14 protein-coding genes are annotated in these 18,389 nt (G+C 64.1%); 8 read left to right on the top strand and 6 right to left on the bottom strand.

The window, feature by feature from the left end:
* Positions 1 to 15: 15 nt before the first annotated feature.
* Complete coding sequence (gene mbhE / locus NED97_RS14285) at positions 16 to 2,376, bottom strand: hydrogen gas-evolving membrane-bound hydrogenase subunit E (protein WP_252487690.1); 2,361 nt, start codon at positions 2,374 to 2,376, stop codon at positions 16 to 18.
* A 228-nt stretch (positions 2,377 to 2,604) separates the two neighbouring features.
* On the opposite strand from mbhE, the gene NED97_RS14280 reads away from it, so the two are divergent.
* Positions 2,605 to 3,111, top strand: a complete 507-nt coding sequence (locus NED97_RS14280) for a DUF411 domain-containing protein (RefSeq protein WP_252487689.1) — start codon at positions 2,605 to 2,607, stop codon at positions 3,109 to 3,111.
* A gap of 39 nt (positions 3,112 to 3,150) precedes the next feature.
* On the opposite strand, the gene NED97_RS23140 is transcribed toward NED97_RS14280, so the two are convergent.
* Positions 3,151 to 3,285, bottom strand: a complete 135-nt coding sequence (locus NED97_RS23140; protein WP_256493283.1) for a hypothetical protein — start codon at positions 3,283 to 3,285, stop codon at positions 3,151 to 3,153.
* A 210-nt stretch (positions 3,286 to 3,495) separates the two neighbouring features.
* On the opposite strand from NED97_RS23140, the gene NED97_RS14275 reads away from it, so the two are divergent.
* Positions 3,496 to 5,157, top strand: coding sequence for a tRNA uridine(34) 5-carboxymethylaminomethyl modification radical SAM/GNAT enzyme Elp3 (locus tag NED97_RS14275; protein WP_252487688.1), 1,662 nt, complete (start codon positions 3,496 to 3,498; stop codon positions 5,155 to 5,157).
* A gap of 370 nt (positions 5,158 to 5,527) precedes the next feature.
* On the opposite strand, the gene NED97_RS14270 is transcribed toward NED97_RS14275, so the two are convergent.
* Positions 5,528 to 6,337: a ZIP family metal transporter gene (locus NED97_RS14270; RefSeq protein ID WP_252487687.1), complete on the bottom strand. Its 810-nt coding sequence runs from the start codon at positions 6,335 to 6,337 to the stop codon at positions 5,528 to 5,530.
* 145 nt (positions 6,338 to 6,482) lie between these two features.
* Between NED97_RS14270 and NED97_RS14265 the strand changes: the two genes are divergently transcribed.
* Positions 6,483 to 6,638, top strand: a complete 156-nt coding sequence (locus NED97_RS14265; RefSeq protein WP_252487686.1) for a hypothetical protein — start codon at positions 6,483 to 6,485, stop codon at positions 6,636 to 6,638.
* Positions 6,639 to 6,658: 20 nt separating this feature from the next.
* On the opposite strand, the gene NED97_RS14260 is transcribed toward NED97_RS14265, so the two are convergent.
* Complete coding sequence (locus NED97_RS14260) at positions 6,659 to 7,303, bottom strand: hypothetical protein (protein ID WP_252487685.1); 645 nt, start codon at positions 7,301 to 7,303, stop codon at positions 6,659 to 6,661.
* A gap of 157 nt (positions 7,304 to 7,460) precedes the next feature.
* Between NED97_RS14260 and rqcH the strand changes: the two genes are divergently transcribed.
* The 5 genes from rqcH to NED97_RS14235 all read left to right on the top strand — a co-directional run bounded on the left by rqcH (position 7,461) and on the right by NED97_RS14235 (position 15,008).
* The gene (rqcH, locus tag NED97_RS14255; RefSeq protein WP_252487684.1) at positions 7,461 to 9,617 is read left to right on the top strand and encodes a ribosome rescue protein RqcH; all 2,157 of its coding nucleotides are present in this window, start codon (positions 7,461 to 7,463) and stop codon (positions 9,615 to 9,617) included.
* 207 nt (positions 9,618 to 9,824) lie between these two features.
* Positions 9,825 to 10,292, top strand: a complete 468-nt coding sequence (locus NED97_RS14250) for a toxin-antitoxin system TumE family protein (RefSeq protein ID WP_252487683.1) — start codon at positions 9,825 to 9,827, stop codon at positions 10,290 to 10,292.
* 124 nt (positions 10,293 to 10,416) lie between these two features.
* Complete coding sequence (locus NED97_RS14245; protein WP_252487682.1) at positions 10,417 to 10,911, top strand: hypothetical protein; 495 nt, start codon at positions 10,417 to 10,419, stop codon at positions 10,909 to 10,911.
* 609 nt (positions 10,912 to 11,520) lie between these two features.
* The gene (locus NED97_RS14240) at positions 11,521 to 14,190 is read left to right on the top strand and encodes a bacterio-opsin activator domain-containing protein (protein ID WP_252487681.1); all 2,670 of its coding nucleotides are present in this window, start codon (positions 11,521 to 11,523) and stop codon (positions 14,188 to 14,190) included.
* Positions 14,191 to 14,672: 482 nt separating this feature from the next.
* Positions 14,673 to 15,008: a helix-turn-helix domain-containing protein gene (locus NED97_RS14235; protein WP_252487680.1), complete on the top strand. Its 336-nt coding sequence runs from the start codon at positions 14,673 to 14,675 to the stop codon at positions 15,006 to 15,008.
* A gap of 265 nt (positions 15,009 to 15,273) precedes the next feature.
* On the opposite strand, the gene NED97_RS14230 is transcribed toward NED97_RS14235, so the two are convergent.
* Positions 15,274 to 16,416: an ABC transporter ATP-binding protein gene (locus NED97_RS14230; protein WP_252487679.1), complete on the bottom strand. Its 1,143-nt coding sequence runs from the start codon at positions 16,414 to 16,416 to the stop codon at positions 15,274 to 15,276.
* Positions 16,406 to 18,310 (bottom strand): ABC transporter permease, encoded by a 1,905-nt coding sequence (locus NED97_RS14225; RefSeq protein WP_345781207.1) that lies wholly within the window; start codon positions 18,308 to 18,310, stop codon positions 16,406 to 16,408. The genes NED97_RS14230 and NED97_RS14225 overlap by 11 nt, the downstream gene beginning before the upstream one ends.
* Positions 18,311 to 18,389: the final 79 nt, after the last annotated feature.

The raw sequence follows: 18,389 nt of genomic DNA, 5'->3' as shown, positions 1-18,389 counted from the left end.
GAGTCCCGAGCAGGCTCATTCGTCTTCCCCTCCCTCACGCATCATGATGAGCGTCAGAATCGAGATCGCGGCCAGTGCAACCACGACGAGTTCGCCGAGGGTGTCGAAGCCGCGGAAGTCCACGAGCGTCACGTTGACGATGTTCGTGCCGCCGCCCTCGGGGACGGCTCGCTCGGCGTAGTAGCGGGCGATGGCCGTACGCCCGTCCGGACGCGCGTCGGTCGTGACGAGGACGGTGACGAACGCGGTCGCACCGACGGCGACGGAGAGAGCCGCGTCGCGGGCGACTCTGCCGAGACCGACCTCGTAGTACTCGGGAATCTCCTCGATCACGAGGAGGAAGATCACGAGCACGAGCGTTTCGACGACTAGTTGGGTCAGCGCGAGGTCGGGCGCGCTAGCGAGGATGTAGAAGATGGCGATCATGAAGCCGAGGATCGAGAGCGTGAGAATCCCGGCGATGTGCGAGGTCGAGAGGACGACGGCGATACCGGCCATCACCGCGACGAGCAGGACGAGTGCGATCGCGGCCGGCGCGTCGATGTCGACGAGTTCGGCGGGCACGATAGTGGCTGTCGCGGCGAACCCCGCGAGCGCGAGGGCGCAGGTGGTCCCGAGGGTCCACGTGGCGTAGGTCCTGAGCAACCCGTTGTGGACGCGGCTGGCGAGCCACACGCCGCTTCCCGTGAGGTTGCCGACGACGGCGTCGTACCACCAGTTCGCGCTGAGCGACGGGCGCGTTCGTTGAATCGCACGGATCCCGCCGTGGATGCGCCCGTAAAACGGATACGCGAGGAAGCCACTTCCGATCGTGACGGCGCTCATTCCAACTGCGGGGGAGTACGAGGTCGGAAGCCCGACGTGCATCTCGTGGGTGTCGACGGCCGTCGCGTCGACGCCGCCCTGGACGATCGCGTGGACTGCAATTTCGGGGTCGACGCTGACGATGGCCGTAAGCACAGCCAGCAGCGCGGGCGGGGCGAGTAACGCGAACGAGGGTCGATGGACGTGCTCGAGCGCGTCCGGTCGCCCGCCGAAAAACAGCGAGAGGAATCGAAGCGAGTAGAGGACGGTGAAGACGCTCCCGAAGACGGCGACGGCCGGGTAGAGCCAGCCCAGCACGCCAATGTCGTGGACGTGACTCGCCTCGACGGCCGCCTCGAAGAGCAGCTCTTTCGAGTAGAAGCCGCTGAACGGCGGGATGCCGGCCATACTGAGCGCGACGATCACGGTGATTACGGCCGTGATCGGGAGATCGTGGCGGAGCCCGCCGAGGTCCTCGAGTCTCCGCGTACCCGCCTCGTGGGCGACGATTCCGGCGACGAGGAAGAGGGCCGCCTTGAACAGGGCGTGGTTGAAAAGGTGGAAGACGCCGGTTTCGGCCCCGAGAACCGACGTAAAGCCGAAGCCGGCCATGATGAGCCCGAGGTGGCTGGCCGTCGAGTACGCCAGCAGTTCCTTGATATCCGTCGACGCGACCGCCAGGATCGCACAGACGGTCATCGTCGTCAGGCCGAGCGTGACGAACAGGACGAGCCACTCGAGGCTCGCGAACAGCGGCCGGACCCGGCCGACGAAGTAGACGCCGACTTTGACCATCGTCGCGGAGTGAAGAAAGGCCGAGACTGGCGTGGGAGCGGCCATCGCGTTAGGGAGCCAGAAGTGCAGCGGGACCTGTGCGGATTTGGTTCCCGCGCCGATCGCGAGCAGCCCGAGTACCGGCAGGAACAGCCCCTCGTCGCGCAGTGCCGTCTGCATCTCGTCGGGGTTCTCGAGCATAGCAGCGAGGTCGAACGCCGACGCGGGTCCGAGAGCGTCTCCCGCGACCAGCGCCAGGAGCAGGAAGCCGACGAGCAGGAAGAGCCCGCCGCCGACCGTCACGAGCATGGCCATCCGGGAAGCGTACTGCGAGGAGTCGTCGGCCGTATAATGGCCGATCAGGACGAACGAACAGAGGCTGGTGAGCTCCCAGAAGAGGAAGATCGCGATGAGGTCGGCGGCCAGCGCGATGCCGACGATCGATCCCATGAAGGCGAGCAGGGCCGCGTAGTACCGGGCGAGCCCGGACTCGCCGTGCATGTACGCCGACGAGTACAGGAAGACGAGGGCACCGATACCGCTCGCCAGTAGCGCAAACAGCAGGGCCCACCCATCGACGTAGAACCGGAGTGAGATTTCGAGCGACGGTATCCAGGTGAGGTGGACGGCGCCCTCGCTTCCGTACTGGGTGCCGAGCAGTCCGAAGCAGGTCACCGCGACTACCGCTCCGGCGTAACCCGTGCGCTCGCCGAGCGCGCGGAATAGCAGCGGCGTCGCACCCGCGACCGCGAACGGCAATGCGACAGCCAGCACCACGATCGGCAGCTCCGGGGTCATTCAATCCACTATTCCTACTAACAGGGATGGCTTAACGGTTCGGCCGGAATGCGCGACTCTCGGGGATATCGATCCTCGCGCTCGCGGTCGAACTACACCGTCGCTTCGATCGAGGAACCTGATTTCGGCCGGTCGGGAGATCGACAGCGGCGAGCCAGCCCGGACCTCTCTCGTGGCCGACGAGATCCGACCGGACGCTATATCACTTCGAACCCGCTAGCTGTGCCCATGACGATTTCGCGGCGGCGGCTGTGCTCGGCCGGAGCGGCGCTCGCATCCGTCGGGATCGGCGGCTGTCTCGGCGGCTCCGACGCGGAGTCAGGTGGACCGAACGGCAACGACTGGACGTGGGCCGGCTCCCTTCCGGTCGAAACCGTCGTCCAGCACCACGATCCGGACTGTAGCTGCTGTTCGGCGTACGTCGAGTACCTGGACGACCACGAGATCGACGTCCGGGTCGAGGAGACGGGCGATATGGAGTCCGTCAAACGCGATCTGTCGGTTCCGGAGGATGCCTGGAGCTGTCACACGGTCGAGTTCGGTGACTACCTCGTGGAGGGCCACGTTCCGCTCGAGGCGGTCGAGACGCTCTTCGCGGAGGAACCCGCGGTTCTCGGCATTACGGCGCCGGGAATGCCCCAGCACTCGCCGGGGATGGGGCCACCCGGCGACGACCCGCTGACGATCTACACGGTTGCCGAGTCGGGCGAGATCTCGGAGTTCGTCGACATCTGAGAGCGGTTTCAACGACGGCCGGCCGATTGACGGTCAGTTTCACCGGACAGCGTCGTCCGTACTACTGATCTCGTAGACGTCCGCGTACTCGAGAACGGAGCGGGAAGTCCGGCGTTCGACGATCCCCTCGTACGGTGGCACCTCGACGTACGAGACTTCGACCTCGTACGTCACGCGTAGGTGCAGGTTCGGTATCGAGATCCGTACGCATTGTCTCGGACAGTCTCCGTCGGTAACCCGAACGATCGGTTCGACGAGGCACCGCCGTCGTCCGGTCGGTGTCCGGCGGGCTGCCGGGCGACGGCGCCGCTCGTCACGATGGCGGGACGACGAGCAGTAGCGAGTCCGACACGCTTATTCGCGACGCGCGACGAAACCCGTGTAGTGAGTACCGAGACGCCCGAACCAACCGAAACCGACGCGTTCGAGAAGGTCTGCAAGACGCTCGTCGAGCGGATCCTCGCGGGCGAGATCGACCGCGACGAGGTCGAGAAGGCCAAACTCGAGGCGTGTTCGGAACACTCGGCGCCGAAGGTGCCGAAGAACTCCGAGCTACTGGACTACGCGCCCCAGGAGCACCGCGAGGATCTCGAGACGGTGCTCCAGCGCAAGCCGGTTCGGACCGCCTCGGGCGTCTCGCCGGTCGCGATCATGACGTCGCCGGAGCGGTGTCCCCACGGGAAGTGCCTCTACTGTCCCGGCGGTCCCGACTCCGAATTTTCCTCCTCGCAGAGCTACACGGGCGAGGAGCCCGCCGCGGCTCGCGGGGTGCAGAACGAGTACGATCCGTACGGACAGGTGACGCTGCGACTCGAGCAACTTCGCGAGATCGGCCACCCCGTCGACAAGGTCGAACTGATCCTGATGGGCGGGACGATGACCGCCCGCAGCCACGACTACCAGGAGTGGTTCGTCAAGCGCGCGCTCGAGGCGATGAACGACTACGACGTCGATAAGGAGCCCGAACCGGCCGAGGGTGTCAGCTTCGCCGAGGACCCCGAGGAGTACGAGTGGAAGTACCTCGAGGACGTCATCGCGGAGAACGAGACCGCGGACATCCGCAACATCGGGACGACGTTCGAGACCAAACCCGACTGGTGCGACCCCGAGCAGATCGACCGAATGCTCGACCTCGGCGGCACGAAGGTCGAGGTCGGCGTCCAGACCACCTACGAGCGGATCAACCGGGAGATGCACCGCGGTCACGGCGCCCAGGCGTCGATCGACGCCAACCGACGACTGCGGGATTCGGCGTTCAAGGTCGGGTTCCACATGATGCCGGGTCAGCCCGGGATGAGCAAGGAGATGTGCCTCGAGGACTTCCGGCGGCTCTTCGAGCAGGAGCAGTGGAAGCCCGATTACCTGAAGATCTATCCGACGCTGATCGTTCGGGGCACCGCGACCTACGACTGGTGGCACAAAGGGGAGTACGAGCCGCTCGACAACGAGGAGGCCGCGGACCTCGTCGCGGAAATCAAGGACATGATCCCGCGGTACACGCGCCTCCAGCGCGTCCAGCGCGACATTCCCGCGGACTACATCGACGCCGGCGTCTGGAAGTCGAACCTGCGGCAACTGGCCCGAAAACGGATGGACGAACACGGCTGGGAGTGCGAGTGTATCCGCTGTCGAGAGGTCGGAATGAACGACGCCGAGCCCGACGAGATCGAACTCGACGTCATGACCTACGAGGCCTGCGGCGGCACGGAACAGTTCATCTCCATCGAGGACTTCGATCAGGACCTCCTGATCGGCTTCTGCCGGCTGCGGTTCCCGAATAATCCGGTTCGATCGGAACTCGAGAACGCCGCGCTCGTTCGCGAACTCCACGTCTACGGCTCCGAAGTCACGGTCGGCACGGACGGCGACGGGGACCAGCACCAGCACCGGGGCTACGGTCGTCGGCTGATGGCACAGGCCGAGTCGCTCGCCGCCGACGCCGGCTACGACAAGCTGAGCGTCATCTCGGGTATCGGCGCCCGGGAGTACTACCGTAACAAGCTGGGCTATCACCAGGACGGTCCGTACGTGAGCAAACGACTGTAGCGGCCGCGACCGTCGGAACCGTTCTCGACGCCCGATGCCTTCGTCTTGAACCGTCCTCGAGCGACGCGAACGCTCGAGAGCCGCGAGATCGGATCGGTGTCGGCGATCTCGAGTCGCCGATCGACCGATCAATCGGTAGGTCCTGCCACTAAAAATACGGCTGCAGTTCCGAAATTTTTATACATACTGGTGGAAAAGCATTAGCTGCCGACGAACGTCGGCATTGATCACACTCCCCCCAGACAACCAGCGCCACACCCGCTGTACCTCATTCGAGCGCGCCGTCGCTATCCCCCGCTCGATTCCCCCCTCGAGTGGCCCGCGACGGCGCGCTCTGTGATCTCGCTTCTTGACTCCGACGCAATCCGTTTCAGACGGCGAGCACCGTATCTACGACGAGCATAATCGCGAACCCACAGACGAACGTCCCCGTCGCCGTGTCGGCGTAGCCGTGGCCGTGACTCGAGGGGACGAGTTCGCGGAAGACGACCGCGATCATCGCGCCCGCAGCGAACCCGGCGGCGACGGGAAAGAGTCCCGTGACGACGGCGACCAGCGCGAAGCCGACCGCGGCGGCGATCGGTTCGGGAACACCGCCCGAGAGCGTCGTATAGAGGACTGTCCTCGGTTTCGAGACGCCGGCGCGGACGGCTGGCACCGCCATCGCGAACCCGTCGGGGACGTTCTGGACGGCGATTGCGGTCGCGATGGAAAATCCGAGCGCCGTCTCGCCGCTGGCGAACGCGATACCGACCGCCAGCCCCTCGGGAACGTTGTGGATCGTGACGGCACTGCCGACGAGAAGCGCCCGTCGAAGCGCACCGTCGTCCTCGTCGGCCGGTTCGAGTCGATCGGGAAAGGACGCCTCGTCGACCACGGCGGTTCCCTCGAGGTGCTCGTCGCGAAAGTGCAGGTGCAGATGCGGGAGCAGCGCGTTCGTGACGAGCATGAACGCGCCGCCGGCGAGCAGTCCGGCGACGACCTCCCAGGGCGTCCCGAGTTCGAGGCCCGGGACGATCAGCGCGAAGACGGCCGCTCCGACCATGATCCCGGCGGCGAGGCCGATCGCGCCGTCGTAGACGCGGTGGCTCACGCGCGTGGTAGCCAGCGTCGGGAGGGCACCGATCCCCGTCGCACAGCCGGCGAGCAGCGCGACGAGCACGACAGTAGCGAGCGTCATTACGACTGTCACGTCTCCCTCGAGGGGCAAAAAGTCGGCTCGTGTCCGCGGAGACGGCTCTCGGTACTCGGCATCCGTCGTCGGCAGTTCCGGTTCGACCGATCAAAAAGCATTTACTGGGTCCGCGGGCACGGTAGCCTATCCGATGACGCCACTCGGCGACCTCCTGAATCGAGTCAACTACGGCCTCGATCGCACCGAGGTTCACGTCGAGTGTCGTCGATGCGGCCGAACGCTCTCGAGAGACGCGACGGACTGTCCGTGCTGCGGCTCGACCGATATCGCGGCGATCTCGCTGTGACGGGTTGGAAGCGACGGCCGTCAGCCGTCGATGGTTACCTCGAGTTCGAGTAGCCCGAGGTAGTCCGGGGCCGCGCCGCTCGTCCGGAACTCCGTGACCGTCGAGTCGACGTAGTCGTAGAACTCCGACTGCGTGTTCGGCACGATGGACTTGCCGTCCTCGCCCATGAGGTAGGCCGGCGAGTTCGTGCGTTCTATCATCTCTACCTGTTCGTTCCAGTCCTCCTCGCCGTAGAGGAAGACGCCGAAGGAGAACCGACCGGCGGCGAGCGCGTCGCGCTTCGACGAGAACTGGTCCGCCTCCTCGATCCGGTACTCCTCGTCGCTCACCCAGGCGAGAGCCGCGATACCCTCGGTACGAAGGAGGTAGACGTCCCAGGACAGCGTGTTGTCGAAGACCGCCCACGCGTTCCGCGGGCCGACGGTGTCGATCTCGACGCTGAACGCCGGCCGACCCCGCGAACCGGTCGGCTCGTGAACGAAGGTCGCGTCGTAGCCCGGAACCCGGATTCCGCGGTCGTGGTAGGCGATGCCGTCGACGGGGAGGTCGACGTCGAGTTCGTCGACCAGCGTGCGAACCGAGACCCCGCCCGCGGCCTCGAGTTGACCGAGGAACGACGAAAGCTGGTAGACGTCGGACCAGGGAGTGTTGGCGGGCGCACTCATCGGTAACGACGACCTCCGTGGAGGGAACGCGGACGGTCGCACGGCGGTTCGGAGACGCGTCTCATACCGTTTTCGAGGGCGGTGTCACGGATTAGCGTTCTGACTTCGCTCGAGTCGGAGCGACACGCCTTTTTGACCGGGCCGGGCAGTGTAGCACATGGATCCGAAGCGGGAGCTTACAAGCGTCGACCTCGCGGCCCTCGTCGGGGAGTTCGGTGCCTACGAGGGAGCGAAGGTCGACAAGGCCTACCTCTACGGCGACGATCTCCTCCGGCTCAAGATGCGGGACTTCGACCGGGGTCGCCTCGAACTGATGATCGAAGTCGGCGAGGTCAAGCGCGCCCACACGGTCGCGCCGGAGCGCGTCCCGGACGCCCCCGGCCGACCGCCCCAGTTCGCGATGATGCTCCGGAACCGACTCTCCGGCGCGGACTTCGCCGGGGTCGAACAGTTCGAGTTCGACCGCATCCTCGAGTTCGTCTTCGAGCGCGAGGACGGCACGACCCGCATCATCGTCGAACTGTTCGGTCAGGGGAACATCGCCGTCACCGACGGCGAGTACGAGGTGATCGACTGCCTCGAGACGGTCCGCCTCAAATCGCGGACCGTCGTTCCCGGCTCGCGGTACGAGTTCCCCGACACGCGGACGAACCCGCTGTCGGTCTCGCGCGAGGCGTTCGACCACGAGATGGAGGACTCCGACACCGACGTCGTCCGGACGCTGGCGACCCAGCTCAACCTCGGGGGACTCTACGCCGAGGAGATCTGTACCCGCGCCGGCGTCGAGAAGGCGCTCGACATCGGCGACGCCGCTGAGGACGATTATCGGCGGCTTTACGAGGCGATCGAACGCCTCGCGATCGACGTCCGGAACGAGAATTTCGACCCCCGGCTCTACCTCGAGAGCGAGCCCGAGGACGACGGCGAGGACGCCGACGACGCGGACTCGAACGCGGGCCGCGTCGTCGACGCGACGCCGTTCCCGCTCGAGGAGCACAAGGAGGCCGGCCTGACCGCCGAGGCCGCCGACAGCTTCCTGGCCGCGCTCGACGACTACTTCTTCCGGCTCGAACTCGAGGACGAGGAGCCGGATCCGACCGAGCAACGGCCGGACTTCGAGGAGGAGATCGCTAAACAGGAGCGGATCATCGAGCAACAGCAGGGGGCGATCGAGGGATTCGAACAGCAGGCCGAGGCCCAGCGGGAGAACGCCGAGTTACTCTACGCCCGCTACGGACTGGTCGACGAGATTCTCTCGACGATCCAGAACGCCCGCGCCCAGGACCGCCCCTGGGACGAGATCGAGGAGCGATTCGAGGAGGGCAAGGAACGCGACATCGAGGCCGCCGAGGCGGTCGTCGACGTCGACGGGAGCGAGGGAATCGTCACCGTCGATATCGACGGCGAGCGAATCGACCTCGTCGCCCACGACGGCGTCGAACAGAACGCCGACCGACTGTACACCGAGGCGAAGCGCATCGAGGAGAAAAAGGAGGGCGCGCTGGCCGCCATCGAGAACACCCGCGAGGACCTCGAGGAGGCCAAACGCCGCCGCGACGAGTGGGAGGCCGAAGACGAGGGCGACGAGGGTGACGACGAGGACGAGGAGACCGAAGACCGGAACTGGCTCGAGATGCCCTCGATCCCGATCCGCGAGAACGAGCCCTGGTTCGACCGATTCCGCTGGTTCCACACCAGCGACGGCTACCTCGTGATCGGCGGGCGCAACGCCGACCAGAACGAGGAGCTCGTCAAGAAGTATCTCGAGCCCGGCGACAAGGTGTTGCACACCCAGGCCCACGGCGGCCCCGTCACGGTCCTGAAGGCGACCGACCCCAGCGAGGCTTCCTCTTCGGACATCGAGTTGCCCGACTCGAGCGTCGAGGAGGCCGCCCAGTTCGCCGTCACCTACTCGTCGGTCTGGAAGGACGGCCGCTACGCGGGCGACGTCTACGCCGTGGACTCGGATCAGGTGACGAAGACGCCCGAGAGCGGCGAGTACCTCGAGAAGGGCGGGTTCGCCATCCGCGGAGACCGGACCTACTACCGCGATACGGCCGTCGGCGCGGCGGTCGGCATCCAGTGTGAGCCGTACACCCGGGTCATCGGCGGTCCGGCGTCGGCGATCGAGGGCCAGGCCGAAACGACGATCGAACTCGAGCCGGGTCGGTACGCCCAGGCCGACGCCGCCAAGCGGATGTACCGGCAGTTCCGCGAGCGATTCGAGGACGAGTCGTTCGTACGGAAGATCGCCAGTCCGGACCGGATCCAGCACTTCATGCCGCCGGGCGGCAGTCGTCTCGCAGAGGAATAGTATTCGCGATATTCACGAACACGAAATCGGCGCTCTATTGTTGTGGTTGGTAACGACGATCATGCCGTTGTGCCGAGTAACGACAGTTGATGGCCGAAGGTGATGATGGTGCGACCGCCTTCTAACGCTATAACCGAGGACTTCGGTGACACATACGTCGAAGTCGGAGCGCGGTCGGTACCGGAGTCAGACCGCTACCAGGACGGAGTGAAATACTCACTCCAGTACGGAAACGAGGATGATGAGACGATCATCCGGTACGATAGCTTCCCCGATCATCCCGGTGTTGGTCGGCGCCACAAGCATCGCTCGGACGATCCTGACGGCATCAATACCGTCGAGTTTGACGGTCTCGAACCGCTGTTCAAACGATTCAAACGAGAGGTGAACGATAATGGCGAATTCTGCCAAAAGCAAGACAAACGACGAGCGAACGATGCACATCCGATTCCGGAACGGCGACGAGCAGGGGGTGCTCGAGACGCTTCGTGCTCGACCGCGCGACTCGTCGATCGTGACATCCGACAGGTCCATCGAAACCTCGAAGAGTTCGAGGGGCTCCATCCGCTCGAGTTCGAGCACGCCGGCCGGTCGAAGAAACCGACAGTCTGGTACGATTCCATCGAGGTCGATCTGCCGCTGACGGACGTGAATCCAGAAACAGCACCGGCATAGTACTCGGCGGTGTTGAAAATCGCTGTGTTGACACGTTCGTCGGCGGTATTCCGTATCGGTGACGGGTGAATCACCGGGGAGAGAAACCATCAATGTTTATGCACTTCCGAGATGTCTGTTAAATATGCGCCGCCGTGCCCTCCTCACCAGCCTCCCAGTCGGCGTGCCCATTATCGCTGGGTGTTTGAGTGGTACTAGCGCTGATGATGAGTCTACTACCGAAACGGATACCGGCTCTGATGCGCCCAATTTCAAGGTCGACGAAGACGCACCCGGCGAGTTCATTCTCCTTCGGAATCAGCCGCAGGAACCGAGCGGCGTCACTGTTGGCGACACATTTGAAATCGGTGTCGTTCTCGGAAACGCCGGTGGCGAATCCATTACCGGTGAAGTCAGCGTCGAACTCGTCCCGCCGAACGAAGGAGAGGACGTTCAGACGGCTGCCATCGTCGTTGAAGGGGATGACGAAATCCCTTCCGGGGCAGCGAGGTTTTTCACCACTGGGTCGTTTGAAGCGACGGTCGCTGGCGACTGGGAACTCGTCGCAGGCCCCGGGATTGGACAGGTTCATCGAGCGTACGATCCGATAGTTATCGTCGAAGAGCGACCTCACGACTGATAGACACCTCTACGCTTCTAACCTCGATCATTGGCCGAGTTCATCGCTGCAAACTGGCACAAGAGCAGTAATCAGTTCGCACTCTCTACGTAACAGCAGTCGGTGATCCGATTTCGTTATTCGACCTTGGTTCTGAATCTGAGTTAGCCGATTCGTTACGTGCAGATGCGAACAGAACACGAGACCCATAACAAATTTTCATAGTATCAGGTAGTTCCAGCAACGAGGATCACGACGAAGAACGCGTATGATAACGTGGTCACCATACTGGGGGCCGATAATCCAAACGAGACGAATCGAACGACGGCATTAGGATCAAAGGGCCTTGTTGAAACACTCAATCGGTGAGAGGTTTCAAAAGCCGCGCCGACTACAGTGCGCGAATCTTACACGGCGCCGCGTTCGGATGGCGCCGGCAGAGTGGCGGACAGGGGCAGTCGCGTAGGCCCGCCGACCGTTCAGCACCGTGTTTCCCCATCGAGAGCCGAGGGCTGAACAGCCTCGCCGTACGAGCCCGGCAAACGATGGTCTTTCGGCACGTGCATCGCGACATTCAAACATCGTTTCTGTCAACAGAACCCTTTTGTTCCCATCGGGCCTCCTAGGTGTATGAGTTCTTCCACCCTCTTACCGGCCAAAGTGCTGGAGGTGGTCGACACGCTCGAGCCGCCCGGTACGCCATTGACGACTCCGGAAGTCGCCGCCGAGTTCGACTGTACACACCGAACGGTCTACAATAAACTAGAGGCGCTCGTCGAAGACGGGCCACTCGAGACGAAGAAGGTCGGCGCGCGCGGACGGGTGTGGTGGCGACCCGTTAGCGGTGAACCGGAGGGGACCGGGAACTCGAACGGACCGCGAGAACGGATTCGCTCCCACCCCGTATTCGACTCCGAGATGGTCGGTGTCATCGTCTGGGGGAGCAATCTGGCCATCAGCGACGCGAACGACGCCTTCCTGGAAATGTCCGGCCTGGAGTACGACGAGGCGCTCGGCACGTCGTGGCGTGACCTCACCCCCGAGGAGTTCTTCGTGAACTCGAAGCGACACATCGAACAGGTCGAGGAAACGGACAGCGGGGTACCCTACGAGAAACAGTACTATCACGCCGACGGGTCCCGGTGGTGGGGCCTCTTCGAATCGCGGAAACTGGACGACGAGTACGTCGAGTTCGTCATCGACGTCACCGAGCGCAAGCGGCTCAAACGAGAACTCCAAACGGAGAAAGAGCAACTCGACATCGCGGTGGAGAACTCGCCGCTCGTCCTGTTCCGAATGGATACCGATCTGCGGTACACGTGGCTCAAAAATCCCGATCCAGATTTCAGGGACGTGGACATGCTGGGAAAGCGAGACGACGAACTGTTGCCACCCGAGGCGGCAGAGACTCTACTGGCGCCGAAGCGGACCGTTTTGGAAACCGGCGAGGCTGTCCGCGAGGAACTGACCTACGAGTTACCGAGCGGCGAAGTAACGTACGACCTCACGGTCTCCCCGGTCCAGGACGAATCCGGAGAAGTCACCGGATTGACTTGTGCCGCACTCGATATCACCGAGCGCAAGAAGGCCGAGGAGAAGTTAAAGCGAACGAACCAGTCGCTTGAACGGCTCAACTCGGCCAGTGCCGATCTGATCGACGCCGAGACCGATGAGATCGCTGCTCGCACTGCCGAACTGACCCGGGACGTCCTCAACGTCGAGTACGCTGGCCTCTGGTCCTACGACGACCAGACCGGCGAAATCGACGAGTACGCTAGCTACACCGCCGATGGAGTCGACGTTGATGCAGTCAACTTCCCGGAGAACTTCTCCGAGCAGGTCTGGCAGACGTTCATCGGTGACGAAACCGACATCGAGACCGACCTGGTTGTGCCAGAGCGTAGGTCCGCGGAGTCCACGCTGGAGAGTCTCGTGCTCGTTCCGTTGGGGAGACACGGGGTGGTCTGTGTCGCGTCGACGCGGACCGACACGTTCGACGACCGAACGATCGACCTCGCGGAGACAGTTGCCGCGACCGTCGAAACCGCCTGGGATCGCGCCGAGAGTGAACAGGAATTAACACGGCGGAACGAGGAGCTAACGCGCCTCGATCGGCTCAACGCGCTCATCCGCGGCATCGACCAAGTGCTCGTGGAAGCCGATACGGTCGAAACGATCGACGACGCCGTCTGCGAGCGACTCGCCGAGTCCGCGCTCTACGAGTTCGCCTGGATCGGCGAATACGACGCCGAGACGAGAACCGTCGAACCTCGAGCGTGGGCGGGCGTGGACAGCGGTTATCTGGACCGCCTCGCGACCAGGGTTCCGGACTCGGAGGCGAACGGGAGTCCCTTCGCGGGCGCCGTCCGAACTGGAGAGTTACAGGTGGTCGTCGACGTCGCGACTGATGCCCGGGCTGCACCGTGGCGTGAAGATACGCTCGAGCGCGGTGGCCGGTCCTGTCTCTGCATCCCGCTCGTGTACGACGACTCGGTCTATGGCGTGCTGACGGTCTACGGGGGCACGCCCCAGCAGGAAGCGCGTGACGCCGAGGTGCTGGCGGAACTCGGTCGGACGATCGCCTACGCGATCCACGCCGTCGAGACGAGAGACTCTCTCCGGACAGACGCCGTCTACGAACTCACGCTCCAGTCGACGACCGCGGAACCGCCGCTGTGTCGCCTCTCTCGGACCACTGACTGCGTGATCGAGTTCGAGGGGCAGGTCCCAGGTGTGGACGGTCCCACGACCGTGTTCTTCACCGTGACGGGAATTGATCCGGACGAGTTCGTGACTGCCAGTGAGCAGTCGGTCGCCGTCGACGAGATCGTTCGTCTCGACGAACGGGACGACGGCGGATTGTACAAGGCACGACTGGCCGAACCGACGCTCGCAGGCCTGCTCATCCAACAAGGCGCGAGCGTGTGCACACTGTCTATCGATGCGGGAACGGCGACCGCGGTCGTCGACCTCCCGGATACGAAGGAGGTCTCGACGTTCCTCACCACGGTTCGAACGCCCGTTCCGGATCTCGAACTTCTGGCCAGACGAACCCGCACGCGGTCGCTGGAGGCGGACCTCACCTTACAGACGACCTTCGAGGAGCGGCTCACGCCTCGCCAGCAGGAGGTCCTGCAATTAGCCTACCGGAGTGGGTTCTTCGAATCACCACGCCTTCAGACCGGCAAGGAACTCTCCGAGGCGCTGGACATCTCCCAGTCGACGTTTAATTACCACCTCCGTGGAGCCCAACGCACACTTTTCGAACTAGTATTCGAGCCTGTACAAACTGCAACCTAATCGTGGTTGCATCCCATTATTGCGTATATTCGATTTCCCATCCAGATACTCAGGTGTACACGTATTTCTCACGGAGTCACGTTTTAGCGTATTTCTTGGACCGGTTCTGAGGGTCGCCGGTGACCAGATTCGCTGAGAAAACCGCAATGTTGCGAGCTAGACGTGAACGACCTCTCATATCTCCGTGAAGCGATTCTTTCCCACGCAACTCCAGTTGTGACTGTGACCTCCGATATGGACGGTAGAAATCCACGAAACGACGCACAGCCAGCACACACTTCAGCCGAACCAGCGTCGTTATCCGAGATGCTCAGTGGGCTGAGCCAGCAGCACAACCGGCGAATACTGGAGTACCTTCTTCAGCAAGATACTTCGATCAGCGTGGATGACCTCATCGAGTACGCCGCAGGAGTAGCTGTCGAGCCGCCTCGGACCAAGAGCGGTCCGAGGACTCCTACTCACAAGGGTGGGCAGTCCAAAGCATGATCGAGGAAACCACTCACGGACCAGGGTCATTGGATAGATATCTGGATATCCTGGCGAACAAGTACCGTCGAAGATTGCTCATTTCCTTGCTGGACCACACTCCCCAAAACGACGCACGGATCCCTCCCGACATCCACGTCGAGGATGAAGATCTCGAAAACCTCAAGATCCAGATGGTTCACAGGCACTTGCCGAAGCTTGAGGACGCGGGATTCATCATCTGGGACCGGGAAACGAACGAAGTCCGGAAAGGGCCACGATTCGACGAGATCCGGGCGCTATTACAGTTGATGCGCGACCACACCGACGAACTCCCCGCCGATTGGCTTTGAACCTAGTCATTGAGCCCTCGGCATACAGTCCACTGAGTCGAGCGGTTGCATCTGAGCAAGATGCAGCCCACCCGTTCAGCGTGCTCTGGCCGGCGGCTTCGACGTCGTCACGAGTACTGAATCCATCCTCTGTACTCAACGAGCTGTTTTTGACAGCAATCAGTGAACTCGATTGCCGCTCCGTTACCCGCTTGATCTACACGTAACGCCGTTTCCATCGGTTTGGAACAGTCTCAATCCGATCTGAGACAAACGGTCACGCGGTTCAGTCGACCCTGACGATGTGCGCACTGTCGGGATCGAACCCGACGACGACTTCGCCCGATAACGGATCGCGCGTTCGCACGAGGAGTTCTCGACCCTGCCACTCGAGATGGACTCGCGTCGTCTCTCCGAGGAATTCCGCGCTGGCGACGGTCGCCATCGTCGCGTTCACGCCGGCTCCGATCCGCAGATTCTCGGGCCTGACACAGAAGGTGATCTCGTCGCCAGAGGCGACCTCTCGCTCGGTAACGTTCACGGTAAACGTCTCCGCTCCGGCGTCGACCGTCGCGAGCGTTCGTTCCCCGGAGTCGTCCACTGAGACCGCGGTTCCGGCGAAGACGTTGTTATCGCCGACGAACTCCGCGACGAACCGCGTCTCGGGCCGCCGGTAGATCTCTCGAGGCTTCGCGACCTGTTCGGGCGTCCCGTCTCGCATCACCGCGACGCGATCCGAAACCGCGAGGGCCTCCTCCTGATCGTGCGTGACGTAGACCGTCGTGATCCCCAGCTCCTTCTGGATCTCGTTCACCTGGACGCGCAGCCGCTCGCGGAGCCGGGCGTCCAGCGCGCTCATCGGCTCGTCGAGCAGGAGGACGTCGGGACCTGGTGCGAGCGCGCGGGCGATCGCCACCCGTTGTTGCTGGCCGCCCGAGAGCTGGTCCGGCTCGCGCCCGGCCATCCCCTCGAGGTCGACCAACTCGAGCAGCTCTCGGACCCGCTCGTCGTCCGAGACGTCGCCCGGCGACTCGGCGAAGTTGAGCCCGTAGCCCACGTTCTCGCCGACGGTCATGTGCGGAAAGAGCGCGTAGTTCTGGAAGACGACGCCGACGTTCCGTTCTTCGGGTGGAACCCCGGTGACGTCCTCGCCGCCGAACCGGACGACGCCGTCCGTCGGCGACTCGAAGCCGGCGATCAGCCGCAGCGTCGTCGTCTTGCCGCAGCCGGAGGGGCCGACCAGCGTGAAGAACTCGCCTTCGCGAACCGACAGCGAGAGGTCGTCGACGGCGGTCGTCTCGGCGTAGCGCTTCGCGACCGACTCGAGTTCGAGCGCGACCGGTCGATCCTCGAGGTCGTCCGAGACGGCGTCCGTACTGCGAGCCGACCGTTCGAACGCGTTCGAGCGTTCGGGCTCCTCAGATGCCAAAGCTCTCACCCCCGAGTCGGTCGATAATCACGAAACTGACGCTCGTGACGACGAGCAGGACGACGCCCATTGCGGTCGCGGGTCCGAGCCGACGACCGATGAAGCGTTCGATCGCGATCGGCATCGTGTACTGGTCGGTTCCCGTCGCGAGGATGACCGTCGAGGAGAACTCTCCCATGGAGATGGCGACGACGAACGCCGCGCCGGCGACGACGCCCGGCCAGACCAGCGGCAACTCGACGTCGATTAGCGCCCGCGCTCGAGAGGCGCCGAGCGCGCGAGCGGATTCGACGAGCGAGCCGTCGACCGACTCGAGTCCCGGCGCCACGGTGCGGACGACGAACGGGTAACACGACACCGCGTGGGCCGCGACGATGGCGATCGACCCGCCCATCGTGAACCGCCAGCCCGAAATCTCGATCCCGAAGACGGGACCGCGAAGGAGTCCGATACCGACGATGATTCCCGATACCGCGAGCGGCGCCATCGCGACGGCGTCGACGAGCTTTCGGCCGCGATACCGTCTGGTCGTCAGCACCGAGACGACGACGCCCATCGGCAGGGCGAGCGCGAGCGCGCCGGCGGCGAAGACGAGAGAGTTCCTGATAGCGGGCCAGGGTCGAACCTGGAACGCGGCCGCGGTCTGCTGGCGCTTGAGCAGGAACCGGTAGTGATCGAGGGTGAGGCCGTTCGGCCCGGAGACGCTCGCGTAGAGCATGCTGACGATCGGCGAGACGAAGACGACGAGCGCGATCGCCGCGTAGACCGCGATCCCCGCTCGCGGAACCAACTCGCGAAGCGAGAACGACGGCGGCGAAAGGGGTCGACGAGCCAGCGGCCGGACGCCGCGCGAACGGACGACGTGGTTCGCCTCGTAGCGCAGATAGCCGTAGAGGACACCCAACGAGACGACGAGTTCGACGATCGCCAGCGCGGCCGCCTCGGTGTAGTTCAAGTCCTGGACCAGCCGGTAGACGAACACCTCGACCGTCGCCAGGTTGAATCCGCCGAGCGCCAGCACGATCGGGAAGGTGCCGAACGTGAAGACGAACGTCAAGGCGGCACCCATCAACACGGCGGGGTACAGCTGCGGAGCGACGACGTCCCGGAACGCCCGGAACGGGCTCGCGCCGAGGCTGCGAGCGGTCTCGATCGCGCTCGCGTCGACCGACTCCCAGGCGGCGGTCGTCACCCGCGCCACCAGCGGCGCGTTGTAGAAGGCGTGGGCGATCAGGACCGCCTCGAGCGAGTACATGATCTCTACGGGTCCGAGCCCGACGAGTCCCAGTGCCCGGTTTAGCGTGCCGCTCTGCCCGAACGTCGCGACGAAGCCGACGGCGACCATGATCGACGGCAGGACGAACGGCAGCACCGTCAGCGAGCGGAGGGTCTGCCGTCCGCGGAACTCGTAGCGTGCGAGCACGTAGGCGGCGGGGACGCCCAGCGCGACGCTGAGCAGACTCGAGAGCGCCGCCTGATAGGCCGTGAAACCGACGACGCCGAGCCGTCGGTCGGCAGAGAGCAGATCCCCGGCGACGGCCAGCGGCGACTCCCCGGCGAACAGCCGCGCGAGGTCGCCGAAGTAGAACGGATCGCGCAGGAGGTCGACGAAGACGGCGAGCGTGATTGCGCCTTCGACGACGATCGCCTCGACGAACACCGTCGCCACGGGGTAGTAGAACAGCACGAGCAGCAGGACAAGCGTTCCGAGGCCGAACAGCGCGATAGCTCGCCGCTCGAGGCGGTTCCGGATGCCGCGCGCACGCCGTCGATCCGACGGCTCACTCGTCGGAGCGGACTCCCCTGACGCGGGGTCGGGAGTGCCGACCGGCGCTGTCGCCCCGCCGTCGGTTCGTGGACCGTCCCGCTCGCGTGCGGAATTCCGATCGGTCACGGGACCACTCCGGTTCTCGAGGCCGTTCTCGCCGCCGTTCGTCGGCTCCTATCGACGCCGGACCACCCGGTGGTACCGC

Origin of the sequence: Natronococcus sp. CG52 (assembly GCF_023913515.1) — an archaeon.
Classification (GTDB): domain Archaea; phylum Halobacteriota; class Halobacteria; order Halobacteriales; family Natrialbaceae; genus Natronococcus; species Natronococcus zhouii.
This window is presented reverse-complemented; position numbering and strand designations above follow the sequence as displayed.